Genomic DNA, 13,207 nt, shown 5'->3' with positions numbered 1-13,207 from the left:
GCCTCCTGCGACCCCCGCGCTACTGCGTCAAGGGTGACGGTCTTGAGGTTCGACGAATATGTGGGAAAGCAGTGCAGGCCACCTTACCCGGGCCGCCGCCTGCCGTGGAACGACCAACCGGGGATACCTCGTTGTGAGGTATCCCCGGTGGGTACTGCTTCAGGTCATCGCGCTCAGACGAGCTCGGTGACCGTGCCGCCGGCGGCGGTGATCTTTTCCTTGGCGGAGCCGGAGACGGCGTCGACCGTCACCTGCAGCGCCACGGAGATCTCGCCCTGGCCGAGGACCTTGACGAGGCTGTTCTTGCGAACGGCACCCTTGGCCACCAGACCCTCGACGGTGACCTCGCCACCCTCGGGGTAGAGCGCGGCCAGCTTGTCGAGGTTCACGACCTGGAACTCGGTCTTGAACGGGTTCTTGAAGCCCTTCAGCTTCGGAAGACGCATGTGGAGGGGCATCTGGCCACCCTCGAAGCGCTCCGGAACCTGGTAACGGGCCTTCGTACCCTTGGTACCACGACCGGCCGTCTTACCCTTCGACGCCTCACCACGACCCACACGGGTCTTGGCGGTCTTGGCGCCCGGGGCGGGACGGAGGTTGTGGATCTTGAGCGGGTTGTTCTCCGCCATGATCAGTCGACCTCCTCGACCGTCACGAGGTGGCGGACGGTGTGCACCATGCCGCGGAACTCGGGACGATCCTCCTTGACGACCTGCGTGTTGATGCCCTTGAGACCAAGGGAGCGCAGGGTGTCACGGTGGTTCTGCTTGCTGCCGATGTACGACTTCGTCTGCGTGATCTTGAGCTGAGCCATTACGCAGCACCAGCCCCGGCACGCGCACGCAGCAGAGCCGCGGGAGCGACGTCCTCGAGGGGCAGACCACGGCGAGCCGCGATCTCCTCGGGACGCTGCAGACCCTTCAGGGCCTCCACGGTCGCGTGCACGATGTTGATCGCGTTCGACGAGCCGAGCGACTTCGACAGGATGTCGTGAACGCCGGCGCACTCGAGCACGGCACGCACCGGGCCACCGGCGATAACGCCGGTACCGGGGGACGCCGGCTTGAGCAGGACGACGCCCGCCGCCTTCTCACCCGTGATCGGGTGCGGGATGGTGCCCTGGATACGGGGGACCTTGAAGAAGTGCTTCTTGGCCTCCTCAACACCCTTGGCGATGGCGGCCGGCACCTCCTTGGCCTTGCCGTAACCGACACCCACGGTGCCGTCACCGTCGCCCACCACGACCAGCGCGGTGAAGCTGAAGCGACGACCACCCTTCACAACCTTGGCGACGCGGTTGATCGCGACAACGCGCTCAACGTACGCGGTCTTCTCGGCGGCAGCAGCGCCGCCGTCACGGCCCTTCCGGTCCCGCCGCTCGCCGCCACCGGCACCGCCACCGCGGCGCTGGGGTCCAGCCATTGGAATTACCTCTCTCTTTTTCCGCTAGCTACGAACGGCTCAGAACTTCAAGCCGGCTTCGCGGGCGGCGTCCGCCAGGGCGGCGATGCGCCCGGCGTACTGGTTGCCACCACGGTCGAATACGACAGCCTCGACACCGGCGGCCTTGGCTCGCTCGGCGACCAGGGCACCGACCTGCTTGGCCTGCGCGGACTTGTCGCCCTCGCCACCGCGGACCGTGGTGTCCAGGGTGGACGCCGACGCCAGGGTGTGACCCTTGATGTCGTCGATCACCTGGGCCACGATGTGGCGGTTGGAGCGGGTAACGACCAGACGGGGACGCTCCGCCGTACCGGAGATGTTCTTCCGGATCCGGATGTGACGGCGCTTGATCGCGGCGCGCTTGTAGGCGTCGCCCTTCAGGATCTTCTGTCCGTATGCCATGGCTTACTTACCCGCCTTTCCGACCTTGCGGCGGATGACTTCGCCCTCGTACTTGACGCCCTTGGCCTTGTACGGGTCGGGCTTGCGCAGCTTGCGGATGTTGGCCGCAACCTCGCCGACCTTCTGCTTGTCGATGCCCTCGACCGAGAACCGGGTGGGGGCCTCCACCTTGAAGGTGATGCCCTCGGGGGCCTCGACGGTGATCGGGTGGCTGTAGCCGAGAGCGAACTCGAGGTTCGAACCCTTGGCCTGCACGCGGTAACCGACACCGCTGATCTCGAGCTTCTTCACGTAACCCTGGGTCACGCCGGTGATCATGTTCGCCACCAGCGTGCGGGACAGGCCGTGCAGGGCCTTGTTCTGACGCTCGTCGTTGGGGCGGGTGACGTTGAGAACGCCGTCCTCACCCTTGGCGATGTCGATCGGCGCAGCGACGGTGTGCGAGAGGGAGCCCTTGGGCCCCTTCACCGACACCGTACGGCCGTCGATGGTGACGTCCACGCCGGCGGGAACCGTGATGGGGAGCTTGCCAATACGCGACATAGCTGTTTCCTCCGATTCCTTTCCGCTACCAGACGTAGGCGAGGACTTCTCCGCCTACGCCCTTCTTGCCGGCCTGCTTGTCGGTGAGGAGACCGTGCGACGTGGAGATGATCGCCACGCCCAGGCCGCCGAGCACCTTCGGCAGGTTGGTGGACTTCGCGTAAACCCGGAGACCGGGCTTGGAGATCCGCTTGATGCCCGCAATGGAGCGCTCACGGTTCGGGCCGAACTTCAGCTCGAGAACGAGGTTCTTGCCGACCTCGGCGTCCTCGACCTTCCAGCCCGTGATGAAGCCCTCCTGCTGGAGGATCTCCGCGATGTGAGACTTGATCTTGGACGCCGGCATCGTCACGGAGTCGTGGTACGCCGAGTTCGCGTTCCGCAGACGCGTAAGCATGTCTGCGATCGGATCAGTCATGGTCATGAATTGGCCTTCGGCCTCTCTCGCCGGGGTTTCCAGGTGCCCATCCCTCTCCTCGATCCGAGACGAGGCGGGTGCGGTGCGGTGGACCTACGGCGTAGTAAGTCGTATGGGCGTCCAGGCGCCCAACCCTCCTAGCCTAAGCCATGGAGGGGTGGGCACCTGACCGAGCCCTTTACTTACCGAGAGCTTCGGAATCCCTGAAAAGCGGGATTACCAGGAGCTCTTGGTCACGCCCGGCAGCTCGCCACGGTGAGCCATCTCACGAAGGCACACGCGGCACAGGCCGAACTTGCGGTACACGGAGTGCGGACGGCCGCAGCGCTGGCAGCGCGTGTAGCCACGTACACCGAACTTGGGCTTGCGAGCAGCCTTGGCAATCAGAGCCTTCTTCGCCATCTCGCTCACGCCTCCTTGAAGGGGAAGCCGAGGTGACGAAGGAGCGCGCGGCCCTCAGCGTCGTTGGTCGCCGTGGTCACCACGGTGATGTCCATGCCCCGGGTACGGTCGATCTTGTCCTGGTCGATCTCGTGGAACATGACCTGCTCGGTGAGACCGAAGGTGTAGTTGCCACGGCCGTCGAACTGCTTGGGGGACAGACCACGGAAGTCGCGGATGCGCGGCAGCGCGAGCGACAGGGTGCGGTCCAGGAACTCCCACATGCGGTCGCCACGAAGCGTGACGTGGGCACCGATCGGCTGGCCCTCACGCAGCTTGAACTGCGCGATGGACTTACGGGCCTTGGTGACGGCCGGCTTCTGACCGGTGATCGTGGTGAGGTCGCGAATCGCGCCGTCGATCAGCTTGGAGTCGCGGGCGGCGTCGCCCACACCCATGTTGACCACGATCTTGACGAGACCGGGGATCTGCATGACGTTCTCGTACTTGAACTCGTCACGCAGCTTGCCCGCGATCTCCTCGCGGTACTTCGTCTTGAGACGCGGAGTCGTGGTGGTAGCCATCAGATGTCCTCACCCGTCCGCTTGGCAACGCGGATCTTGTTGCCCTCGTCGTCGAAGCGGTAACCGACACGCGTGACGACCTTGTTGCCGTCCTTCTCAACGACCAGCTGGACGTTGGAGACGTGGATCGGCGCCTCGGTCGTGACGATGCCACCGGCCTGCGAACCGCGAGCGGTCGGGCCGGCCTTGGTGTGCTTCTTGACCCGGTTGACACCCTCGACCAGGACGCGGTCCTCGCGGGGGAAGGCCGCGATGACCTTGCCCTGCTTGCCCTTGTCCTTACCGGTGATGACCTGGACCAGGTCGCCCTTCTTGATCTTCATGCTTACAGCACCTCCGGCGCGAGCGAGATGATCTTCATGAACTTCTTCTCGCGCAGCTCACGGCCGACGGGGCCGAAGATACGGGTGCCGCGAGGGTCGCCGTCGTTCTTCAGAATGACGGCGGCGTTCTCGTCGAAGCGGATGTACGAGCCGTCCGGACGGCGGCGCTCCTTCACGGTGCGAACGATGACCGCCTTGACGACGTCACCCTTCTTCACGTTGCCACCGGGGATCGCGTCCTTGACGGTGGCGACGATGACGTCACCGATGCCCGCGTAGCGGCGACCGGAGCCACCGAGCACACGGATGCAAAGGATCTCCTTCGCACCAGTGTTGTCGGCGACACGCAGTCGCGACTCCTGCTGGATCACGTCTATCTCCTGTTTGTCTGCCGGTTCCCGGGGCGGGCGTGCGAGTGGCACACCCGCCCCGAGCCTGGCGGAACTGACCTGCGGGATTGGCCCCGCAGGAAATTACTTGGCCTTCTCGAGGATCTCGACGACGCGCCAGCGCTTGGTCGCCGACAGCGGGCGGGTCTCCGCGAGGAGGACCCGGTCGCCGACGCCGGCAGCGTTCTGCTCGTCGTGCGCCTTGAGCTTGTTGGTACGGCGGATGACCTTGCCGTACAGCGCGTGCTTGACGCGGTCCTCGACGGCGACGACGACGGTCTTGTCCATCTTGTCGCTGACGACGAGACCCTCACGGGTCTTGCGGAAGCCGCGGGCCTCTGCAGTCTGCTCAGTCACGTTGCTCTCACTCATCAGGCGCTCTCCACCGTCTCGATGCCCAGCTCGCGCTCACGCATCAGGGTGTAGATCCGCGCGATGTCCTTACGGACGGCCTTGAGCCGACCGTGGTTCTCGAGCTGACCCGTCGCCGCCTGGAAGCGGAGGTTGAACAGCTCTTCCTTGGCTTCGCGGAGCTTGTTCAGCAGCTCCTCGTCACCCAGTTCGCGCAGCTCGGACGCCTTGGTACCGGCCGACATCACGCTTCACCTGCCTCGCGCTTGACGATCCGGCACTTCATCGGCAGCTTGTGAGCGGCGCGAGTCAGGGCCTCACGGGCGATCTTCTCGTTGGGGTAGGACAGCTCGAACATGACCCGGCCCGGGTGCACGTTCGCGATCCACCACTCGGGAGAACCCTTACCGGAACCCATGCGGGTCTCGGCAGGCTTCTTCGTGAGCGGGCGGTCCGGGTAGATGTTGATCCAGACCTTGCCGCCACGCTTGATGTGGCGGGTCATCGCGATACGGGCCGCCTCGATCTGGCGGTTGGTCACGTACGCCGGCGTGAGGGCCTGAATGCCGTACTCGCCGAACGCGACCGTCGTACCGCCCTTGGCCTGACCACGGCGCTTCGGGTGGTGCTGCTTGCGGTGCTTGACCCTACGGGGGATCAGCATGTCGGTCAGGCCTCCGTTCCGGTGCTCTCAGCCGGAGCGGCAGCCGGAGCCTCGGCCTTGGGGGCCTCGGCAGCGGGAGCCGTCTGCGGCTTACGACCGCGACCGCCGCGCTCGCCGCCACGGCCACCACGGGCCGGGCGGTCGGCGCCGCCGCCACCACGGGCCGGGCGGTTGCCGGCGCGGGCAGCAGCGTTCTCGGCGCGGACCTCGGCGATGTTCTTGACATCGCCCTTGTAGATCCAGACCTTCACGCCGATGCGGCCGAAGGTCGTCTTGGCCTCGAAGAAGCCGTAGTCCACGTTCGCGCGGAGCGTGTGCAGGGGCACGCGGCCCTCGCGGTAGAACTCCGAGCGGGACATCTCGGCGCCGCCGAGGCGGCCACCGCACTGGATCTTGATGCCCTTGGCGCCGGCCTTCATCGCCGACTGCATGCTCTTACGCATGGCGCGGCGGAAGGAGACGCGGGAGGAGAGCTGCTCGGCGACGGCCTGGGCAACCAGCTGAGCGTCGGTCTCGGGGTTCTTGACCTCGAGGATGTTCAGCTGGACCTGCTTGCCCGTGAGCTTCTCGAGGTCACCGCGGATGCGGTCGGCCTCGGCGCCACGGCGGCCGATGACGATGCCCGGACGAGCGGTGTGGATGTCCACACGCACACGGTCACGGGTGCGCTCGATCTCCACCTTCGAGATGCCGGCGCGCTCCATGCCGGACGTCATCATCCGACGGATGGCGACGTCTTCCTTGACGTAGTCCTTGTACAGCTTGTCGGCGTACCACCGGGACTTGAAGTCCGTGGTGACACCGAGCCGGAACCCATGCGGGTTAACCTTCTGGCCCATTACCGGGTTCCTTCCTTGCTGCTGACGACCACGGTGATGTGGCTGGTCCGCTTGCGGATCCGGTAGGCACGGCCCTGGGCGCGCGGCCGGAACCGCTTCAGGGTCGGGCCCTCGTCGACGTACGCCTCGGAGATGACGAGGCTGCCGGCGTCGGTGTGGTCGTAGTTGTGCGCGGCGTTGGCGATGGCGCTGTCGAGCACCTTGCCGACGGGCACTGAGGCTGCCTGCGGAGCGAATCGCAGAACAGCCTGAGCCTCCGTGGCGTCCATGCCACGGATAAGGTCCACCACGCGGCGGGCCTTCATGGGCGTAACGCGGATGTACCGCGCCTGGGCCCTGGCTTCCATGGTTGTCCCTCTCAGTTACTTACGTGTCTGAATGCGATCCGCGTTTAGCGGCGCTTCGACTTCCGGTCGTCCTTGACGTGACCCCGGAAGGTGCGCGTCGGCGAGAACTCGCCGAGCTTGTGGCCGACCATCGACTCGGTGACGAACACCGGGATGTGGATCTTGCCGTTGTGCACCGCGATCGTGTGGCCGAGCATGGCCGGGACGATCATCGAGCGACGGGACCAGGTCTTGATGACGTTCTTGGAACCGGCTTCGTTCTGGGCGTCCACCTTCTTGATCAGGTGGTCGTCGACGAAGGGCCCCTTCTTGAGACTGCGCGGCATCTAAACCCGCTCCTAGCGCTTCTTGTTCGTCTTGCGGCGGCGGACGATGTACTTGTTCGAAGCCTTCTTCGGCGAACGAGTACGACCCTCCTTCTGACCCCAGGGGCTGACCGGGTGGCGACCACCGGAGGTCTTGCCCTCACCACCACCGTGGGGGTGGTCAACCGGGTTCATCGCCACACCGCGAACGGTCGGGCGGACGCCCAGCCAGCGCTTGCGGCCGGCCTTACCCCAGTTGATGTTGCTCTGCTCGGCGTTGCCGACCTCGCCGACCGTGGCGCGGCAGCGCTGGTCGACCAGGCGGATCTCACCGGAGGGCATACGAAGGTGGGCCATCGTGCCCTCCTTCGCCAGCAGCTGCACGGAGGCACCGGCGGAGCGGGCGAACTTGGCGCCGCCACCGGGACGGAGCTCGATCGCGTGGATCGTGGTACCGACCGGGATGTTGCGGAGCGCCAGGTTGTTGCCCGGCTTGATGTCGGCCCCGGGACCGTTCTCGACGCGGTCACCCTGCTGCAGGTTGCGCGGGGCGAGGATGTAGCGCTTCTCGCCGTCCGCGTAGTGCAGCAGCGCGATGCGCGCGGTGCGGTTGGGGTCGTACTCGATGTGCGCGACCTTCGCCGGCACGCCGTCCTTGTCGTGACGACGGAAGTCGATCACTCGGTAGGCGCGCTTGTGTCCGCCACCCTGGTGGCGAACGGTCACACGACCGGCGTTGTTACGGCCGCCCTTGCTGTGCAGCGGGCGGACCAGCGACTTCTCCGGCGTGGACCGCGTGACCTCGACGAAGTCGGCGACGCTGGAGCCACGACGGCCCGGCGTAGTCGGCTTGTACTTGCGGATTCCCATTTCTCAGTCCTCGTCCGATATCGGACGATCCGACCCGCTTACGCGGACGGACCGCCGAAGATGTCGATACGGTCGCCCTCGGCAAGGGTCACGATCGCGCGCTTGCTGTCGGCACGCTTGCCGAAGCCGGTGCGGGTCCGCTTGCGCTTGCCCTGGCGGTTGATCGTGTTCACCCCGGTGACCTTGACCGAGAAGACCGCCTGGACGGCCTGCTTGATCTGGGTCTTGTTGGCGCCGGGGGCCACGATGAACGTGTACTTGCCCTCGTCGAGAAGCGCGTAGCTCTTCTCGGACACGACCGGCTTCAGCAGGACGTCACGGGGGTCCGTGAACGCCTTGCTGGGCGCGGTGACGACGGTGTTCTTGCCCTCGGCCTCGTGGCGGCGCGCCTTGGCGACGCGCGCGGCCTTGGCGGCCTTGGCAGCCTTGGAGGCGATGCTCGGGTGACGCGTAGCCATCAGGCCTCGCTCCCTTCGGTGTCGTTGGCCTTCGGGCCGGACACGAAGGACTCGAAGGCGGCCTGGGTGAAGACCACGTCGTCCGAGACGAGAACGTCGTACGTGTTCAGCTGGCCCGGCTCCAGGATGTGGACCTGGGGCAGGTTGCGGGCGGACAGCCACGCGGCCTCGTCGGCACGGTCGATGACGAGCAGCAGGTTCTTGCGCTCGCTGATCTTGCCGAAGAGCGTCTTCGCGGCCTTCGTCGACGGGCTCTCGCCCTCGATGACGCCGGAGACGACGTGGATGCGGTTGTTGCGGGCCCGGTCGGTGAGGGCGTGGCGCAGGGCCGCGGCCTTCATCTTCTTCGGGGTCCGCTGCGAGTAGTCACGCGGCGTGGGGCCGTGGACGACGCCACCGCCGGCGAACTGCGGCGCACGGGTCGAACCCTGACGGGCGCGGCCGGTGCCCTTCTGGCGGTACGGCTTCCTGCCGCCACCGCGGACCTCGCCACGACGCTTGACCTTGTGCGTGCCCTGACGGGCGGCGGCCAGCTGCGCGACGACGACCTGGTGAAGCAGCGGGATGCTGATCTTCTCTACGTCGAAGATCTCGGCCGGGAGCTCAACGGTCCCGGCGGTGTCGCCGGAGGGCGACAGAATGTCAATGGTGCTCATAGTCCTCAGGCCCCCTTGGCCGCGGTGCGGACCAGGACGAGGCCGCCGTTCGGACCAGGAACCGCGCCCTTGATGAGGAGCAGGCCCTTCTCCGCGTCAACGGCGTGAACGGTCAGGTTCTGGGTGGTGACCCGCTCGTTGCCCATGCGACCCGCCATGCGGAGGCCCTTGAACACACGGCCCGGGGTGGCACAGCCACCGATGGAGCCGGGAGAGCGGTGCTTGCGCTGGGTGCCGTGACCGGCGCCGAGGCCCTTGAAGTTGTGACGCTTCATGACACCGGCGAAGCCCTTGCCCTTGCTCTTGCCGGTCACGTCCACCTTGACGCCGGCCTCGAAGACCTCCGCGGAGATCTCCTGGCCCAGCGTGTACTCGGAGGCGTCCGCGGTGCGGATCTCGACGAGGTGGCGGCGGGGCGTGACGTCGGCCTTGGCGAAGTGACCCTTGAGGGGCTTGTTCACCTTGCGAGGGTCGATCTCGCCGAAGGCGATCTGGACCGACTCGTAGCCGTCGACATCGTTCGTACGCACCTGGGTCACGACGTTGGGGCTGGCCTTGACGACGGTGACCGGAACAACACGGTTGTTCTCGTCCCACACCTGCGTCATGCCGAGCTTCTCGCCCAGGATGCCCTTGATCTGCTTAGCCATTCTCAGATCACCGGCCTTCAGAGCTTGATCTCGATGTCGACACCGGCCGGGAGGTCGAGTCGCATCAGAGAGTCAACGGTCTTGGGGGTCGGGTCGAGGATGTCGATCAGACGCTTGTGCGTGCGCATCTCGAAGTGCTCGCGCGAGTCCTTGTACTTGTGCGGCGACTTGATGACGCAGTACACGTTCTTCTCAGTGGGCAGCGGCACCGGGCCCGCGACCGACGCACCAGTGCGCGTCACCGTCTCGACGATCTTCTTCGCCGAGGAGTCGATGACCTCGTGGTCGTAGGCCTTGAGCCGGATGCGGATCTTCTGTCCCGCCATGGCTACTCCGTAGTCCTGTCTATTTACCGCTCTGGAACCCGGTGTTCCTTCGACTTCCGCCGACCCACGCGGTCGGGTGTGTCGCACTCTCACCGACACAGATGTCCCTTGTTCGAACATCCCTTGTCTGGGAAAGAGGTTCACCGGGCGCCTGGCCAGTGCCGCACTCCGCTTCCCGAAAGATTCCCGTACGTCCGCCCCAGCGCTGCCTTACGGCAGTTAGGGCGACGAGTACTGTGGGACTCGCTTCCGGTCCTCCCGGCGGGAGGCGCACAGCATCAACACTCGACCGAGCAACCCCGCTAGTCTGCCATACGGGGCAGGGGCCTGGCCAATCGAGCCGGAGACAATACCCCGGGAGTGACGCAGGTCAAACACATTGCCGCTTTGACCGACGTGGCGGAGGCCCTCGAGGCCTTCCTTCTCCTCCCGGTGGACGCCGGGTCCGTCCGGGCGCCGGTCTCCCCACCGCTCGGCGGGGAGACCGCAGCTGAGCCGAAACCCCTGGTCAGCGCACGTCCACGTGGTCCCCACCGCTGGTCGCGGCCCCCGTCGTGTCGTTCCCCCCGTACGCCCACCGCCACGTCCCGTCCTTCGAGGCGGTGACCGTGGTCTTCAGGGCGCCGGTGCTGCTCGTCGTGACCTTCTTCACCGTGACGAAGGAGCTGGTGCCCGTCTCGCGGAACTGGAGGGTGACCGAACGGCCGCCGTAGCCGCCGTACTTCTTGGTCGCCCAGTCCGCGCGGGTGAGCCTGCCGGTGACGGTGATCTTCCTGCCCTTGACGACCGGCTCCGGTGAGGCGTCCACGGTGACCTTCGCCGCCCGCTTGAGCCGGACGGTCAGAGGCCGGGTCTCGCGCTCGTGGGCCGCGAGGTTCCCATTGGCCTTGAACAGGAGCAGGGAGACGCCGGTCTTCCAGGTGGTGGCGTCGGCGTTGGAGTCGACCTCGTCATGGCTCCGGTCGGGGTCGATGTAGAGGGACCCCTCGCAGTCGGCCTTCCTGTCGCTCTGCTCGTAGCAGGTGTAGCCGCCGGGGCCGATGTAGTTCTCCATGGAACCGGCCAGGTCCTGCGGCAGGGCTCCCCGGTAGAGGAAGGGGAACGCGTCGTACCGGGACGGATCGCTCGTGCTGTATCCGGCCGGCAGCGTGATCTTGAAGGCGAGGGACGGCTCCACCACCTTCGAGGTGCCGACGACGATCGGCTTGCCCTTGTTGATCACGATGTCGGACACGGTGATGCCGGTGTCCTGGGCCTGGGCCGCCGGGGCGTTCAGGAGCGTGAGGGCCAGGGCCCCCGCGAGCGCGATCCCGGTGGCCGCGCGTCTGCCAATGGTCATTGCCACCTCTTTCGTGGTGCGGGACAGGAAGCGCGCAGACTATCCCATGACCTGATCATGACGTTCGCTTGGGCTACGGCCAGTCCACCAGCACCGCGAACAGGGCGTAGACGCACGGCACCAGCGCCGGGGCCGCCACGGCGAATCCCACCCGGCGGCCCGTGCTGCGGCGCTCCCACGGCAGGGCCCAGCTGGCCGCGAGCAGGAACAGGGCGGTTCCCAGGCCCCCGAGCAGCACCGGGAAGGCGAGGTCGAAGCTCGACTCGAAGCGGTCGGCCTCGGGGCCCGCGCAGGAGTCGCAGGCCATCGCGGAGAGGCCGCCGACGAAGTAGACGAGCACACACGCGGGCAGGGTGAGGAGCGTCGAGAGCAGCGGGGCGACCCAGGCGGCGGTCGCGCGGTCGTCGTCGAGCGTGAGGTCCGGCATGGGTCCATCACAGCGCCCGGATGCCCCCGGTCGCATGAGCGTTCGTACTCAGAACACTCAGTCGCCGTACGCGCCGTATGGGGTCAGGCGCCCGCGTTCCTCAGCCGCGCGAACGACGTGTCCAGCCCCCGCTTCAGCAGCCGTGCCACCGGGCGCTCCACGAACCGGTGGACCAGCCAGCTCAGCAGCATGAAGCCGGCGATGACGGAGGCGATCAGGAGACGGGCGTCCATGGTGTCGCGCAGGCGGTTGATGAGGACCGTACCCGCCGCGTAGTGCATCAGGTACAGCGGATACGTCAGCGCGCCGGCCGTCACCAGCCACTTCCAGCGGATGCGGTCCGTCGCGCCCAGGGCGACGGCGACCATGACGAGCAGGAACACGGTGAAGATGGCCACGCTCCCCCGCCACCCCGACACGTGCTCGACCTCGTCGATCCTGAGGCCCAGTTCGCGCTGGCCCATCAGCCAGGCCATCGCCAGGATGCCCCACAGCAGCAGGTCCTGGCCGAAGCGGTGCATCAGGTACAGGGAGAGGCCCGCGATGAAGTACCAGGCGCCCTCCGGGTTCGCGACCAGTTCGAGGAGGGGGAGCTTCGAGATCGGGGCGAGCATGACCGCGGCGCCCCATACACAGCAGAAGACGACGACCTTGCGGTAGGTGAGGCCGCTCCACACGACCACCAGGAACAGGAGGTAGAAGCGGAGCTCCGACCAGAGGGTCCAGTAGACGCCGTCGACGTTCATCACGCCCGAACCGGACTGCAGCATCGTGAAGTTGAGCAGGACGTCCCGGGTGCGCAGACGGTCCCACACGCCCGGCAGGGTGATCAGGACGGCCGTGGTGAAGACGATGGCGAACCAGTACGCCGGATACAGCCGGATCACCCGTGACGTGAAGAACTGCCGGGGGGTACGGCCCCAGCAGGACATGCAGATCACGAAGCCGCTGATCACGAAGAAGATCTCGACGCCGATCCAGCCGTAGGAGGCGAACCGGAAGACCGTCGGCATGATGTCGGAGACCGGCCGGTCCCAGATGCGGTTGCCCGGCTGGTCGACGCGACGGGTGCCGGCGTAGTGGTGCACGGCGACCATCAGGGCGGCGAGGAGCCGGATGCCGTCGATGGCGTACAGCCGGCGCCCGGCACGGTCGCGTACGACGGCGTGCCGGGCGGTGCGGGCGGGCCGGCCCGGCGGGGCGGGCACCGCGAGCGGCGGAAGGGGCTGCTGCAGGCCGCTGACGACCCGTCGGGGTATCGACCGTCTGCTGTCCGCGTCCTGCATCGACACCTGCGGGTCCGTCCGTCCTCGCGAGGGAATCCCGGGCCGGGAGTGGCCACCGGACGCCTCAGGCTACGACCCTCACAACCACCCCACAGTGGCCAGACAGGAACATTCGGGGCAGCCTCGGCGGACAGTTGGCCGAAGCCTCGGAAAGAGGTCCCGCGGAGTTCGCCCACTCTTCACCCGCTGGGCGGGCAACCCTCCAC

At 66.8% G+C, this 13,207-nt stretch carries 24 protein-coding genes; all 24 read right to left on the bottom strand.

Features of this window, described 5'->3' with window-relative positions:
• Positions 1 to 173: 173 nt before the first annotated feature.
• Entirely contained in the window at positions 174 to 629 is a 456-nt protein-coding gene (gene rplO / locus H293_RS0114195) for a 50S ribosomal protein L15 (RefSeq protein ID WP_003974249.1), read from the bottom strand.
• A 2-nt stretch (positions 630 to 631) separates the two neighbouring features.
• The gene (gene rpmD, locus H293_RS0114190) at positions 632 to 814 is read right to left on the bottom strand and encodes a 50S ribosomal protein L30 (protein WP_005481207.1); all 183 of its coding nucleotides are present in this window, start codon (positions 812 to 814) and stop codon (positions 632 to 634) included.
• The gene (gene rpsE / locus H293_RS0114185) at positions 814 to 1,422 is read right to left on the bottom strand and encodes a 30S ribosomal protein S5 (protein ID WP_013001409.1); all 609 of its coding nucleotides are present in this window, start codon (positions 1,420 to 1,422) and stop codon (positions 814 to 816) included. The genes rpmD and rpsE overlap by 1 nt, the downstream gene beginning before the upstream one ends.
• A 39-nt stretch (positions 1,423 to 1,461) precedes the next feature.
• Complete coding sequence (rplR, locus tag H293_RS0114180) at positions 1,462 to 1,845, bottom strand: 50S ribosomal protein L18 (protein ID WP_007384077.1); 384 nt, start codon at positions 1,843 to 1,845, stop codon at positions 1,462 to 1,464.
• Positions 1,846 to 1,848: 3 nt separating this feature from the next.
• The gene (rplF, locus tag H293_RS0114175; protein WP_020118535.1) at positions 1,849 to 2,388 is read right to left on the bottom strand and encodes a 50S ribosomal protein L6; all 540 of its coding nucleotides are present in this window, start codon (positions 2,386 to 2,388) and stop codon (positions 1,849 to 1,851) included.
• Between the two features lie 25 nt (positions 2,389 to 2,413).
• The gene (gene rpsH, locus H293_RS0114170) at positions 2,414 to 2,812 is read right to left on the bottom strand and encodes a 30S ribosomal protein S8 (protein WP_007384075.1); all 399 of its coding nucleotides are present in this window, start codon (positions 2,810 to 2,812) and stop codon (positions 2,414 to 2,416) included.
• Between the two features lie 210 nt (positions 2,813 to 3,022).
• On the bottom strand, positions 3,023 to 3,208 hold the full coding sequence (locus H293_RS0114165) for a type Z 30S ribosomal protein S14 (protein WP_003948630.1): 186 nt from the start codon (positions 3,206 to 3,208) through the stop codon (positions 3,023 to 3,025).
• 5 nt (positions 3,209 to 3,213) lie between these two features.
• Complete coding sequence (gene rplE, locus H293_RS0114160; protein ID WP_007384074.1) at positions 3,214 to 3,771, bottom strand: 50S ribosomal protein L5; 558 nt, start codon at positions 3,769 to 3,771, stop codon at positions 3,214 to 3,216.
• Complete coding sequence (rplX, locus tag H293_RS0114155; protein WP_003992365.1) at positions 3,771 to 4,094, bottom strand: 50S ribosomal protein L24; 324 nt, start codon at positions 4,092 to 4,094, stop codon at positions 3,771 to 3,773. Before rplX ends, rplE begins: the two co-directional genes overlap by 1 nt.
• Before the next feature lie 2 nt (positions 4,095 to 4,096).
• On the bottom strand, positions 4,097 to 4,465 hold the full coding sequence (gene rplN, locus H293_RS0114150; protein WP_003998823.1) for a 50S ribosomal protein L14: 369 nt from the start codon (positions 4,463 to 4,465) through the stop codon (positions 4,097 to 4,099).
• A gap of 102 nt (positions 4,466 to 4,567) precedes the next feature.
• Positions 4,568 to 4,855 (bottom strand): 30S ribosomal protein S17, encoded by a 288-nt coding sequence (gene rpsQ, locus H293_RS0114145; RefSeq protein ID WP_007384073.1) that lies wholly within the window; start codon positions 4,853 to 4,855, stop codon positions 4,568 to 4,570.
• Positions 4,855 to 5,079, bottom strand: coding sequence for a 50S ribosomal protein L29 (rpmC, locus tag H293_RS0114140; protein WP_005481220.1), 225 nt, complete (start codon positions 5,077 to 5,079; stop codon positions 4,855 to 4,857). Before rpmC ends, rpsQ begins: the two co-directional genes overlap by 1 nt.
• Positions 5,079 to 5,498, bottom strand: a complete 420-nt coding sequence (rplP, locus tag H293_RS0114135) for a 50S ribosomal protein L16 (RefSeq protein ID WP_004927269.1) — start codon at positions 5,496 to 5,498, stop codon at positions 5,079 to 5,081. Before rplP ends, rpmC begins: the two co-directional genes overlap by 1 nt.
• A 5-nt stretch (positions 5,499 to 5,503) precedes the next feature.
• Positions 5,504 to 6,337: a 30S ribosomal protein S3 gene (gene rpsC / locus H293_RS0114130; RefSeq protein WP_020118534.1), complete on the bottom strand. Its 834-nt coding sequence runs from the start codon at positions 6,335 to 6,337 to the stop codon at positions 5,504 to 5,506.
• Positions 6,337 to 6,684, bottom strand: coding sequence for a 50S ribosomal protein L22 (gene rplV / locus H293_RS0114125; RefSeq protein ID WP_006604878.1), 348 nt, complete (start codon positions 6,682 to 6,684; stop codon positions 6,337 to 6,339). Before rplV ends, rpsC begins: the two co-directional genes overlap by 1 nt.
• 44 nt (positions 6,685 to 6,728) lie before the next feature.
• A complete protein-coding gene (gene rpsS, locus H293_RS0114120; RefSeq protein ID WP_020118533.1) occupies positions 6,729 to 7,010 on the bottom strand; it encodes a 30S ribosomal protein S19 in 282 nt (93 codons plus the stop codon).
• A gap of 12 nt (positions 7,011 to 7,022) precedes the next feature.
• Positions 7,023 to 7,859, bottom strand: coding sequence for a 50S ribosomal protein L2 (gene rplB, locus H293_RS0114115; protein ID WP_007384068.1), 837 nt, complete (start codon positions 7,857 to 7,859; stop codon positions 7,023 to 7,025).
• Between the two features lie 38 nt (positions 7,860 to 7,897).
• Positions 7,898 to 8,317, bottom strand: a complete 420-nt coding sequence (rplW, locus tag H293_RS0114110; protein ID WP_007384067.1) for a 50S ribosomal protein L23 — start codon at positions 8,315 to 8,317, stop codon at positions 7,898 to 7,900.
• Entirely contained in the window at positions 8,317 to 8,973 is a 657-nt protein-coding gene (rplD, locus tag H293_RS0114105; RefSeq protein ID WP_020118532.1) for a 50S ribosomal protein L4, read from the bottom strand. The genes rplW and rplD overlap by 1 nt, the downstream gene beginning before the upstream one ends.
• A 5-nt stretch (positions 8,974 to 8,978) precedes the next feature.
• Positions 8,979 to 9,623, bottom strand: coding sequence for a 50S ribosomal protein L3 (gene rplC / locus H293_RS0114100; RefSeq protein WP_020118531.1), 645 nt, complete (start codon positions 9,621 to 9,623; stop codon positions 8,979 to 8,981).
• A 17-nt stretch (positions 9,624 to 9,640) separates the two neighbouring features.
• Positions 9,641 to 9,949, bottom strand: coding sequence for a 30S ribosomal protein S10 (rpsJ, locus tag H293_RS0114095; protein ID WP_003948644.1), 309 nt, complete (start codon positions 9,947 to 9,949; stop codon positions 9,641 to 9,643).
• Positions 9,950 to 10,457: 508 nt separating this feature from the next.
• On the bottom strand, positions 10,458 to 11,288 hold the full coding sequence (locus H293_RS0114090) for a hypothetical protein (RefSeq protein ID WP_020118530.1): 831 nt from the start codon (positions 11,286 to 11,288) through the stop codon (positions 10,458 to 10,460).
• Between the two features lie 73 nt (positions 11,289 to 11,361).
• Positions 11,362 to 11,715 (bottom strand): hypothetical protein, encoded by a 354-nt coding sequence (locus H293_RS0114085; protein ID WP_020118529.1) that lies wholly within the window; start codon positions 11,713 to 11,715, stop codon positions 11,362 to 11,364.
• 83 nt (positions 11,716 to 11,798) lie between these two features.
• Positions 11,799 to 13,001, bottom strand: a complete 1,203-nt coding sequence (locus H293_RS0114080; protein WP_051138105.1) for an acyltransferase family protein — start codon at positions 12,999 to 13,001, stop codon at positions 11,799 to 11,801.
• Between the last annotated feature and the right edge of the window lie 206 nt (positions 13,002 to 13,207).

It is taken from the genome of Streptomyces canus 299MFChir4.1 (assembly GCF_000383615.1).
GTDB classification, from domain to species: Bacteria; Actinomycetota; Actinomycetes; order Streptomycetales; family Streptomycetaceae; genus Streptomyces; species Streptomyces canus_C.
This window is presented reverse-complemented; position numbering and strand designations above follow the sequence as displayed.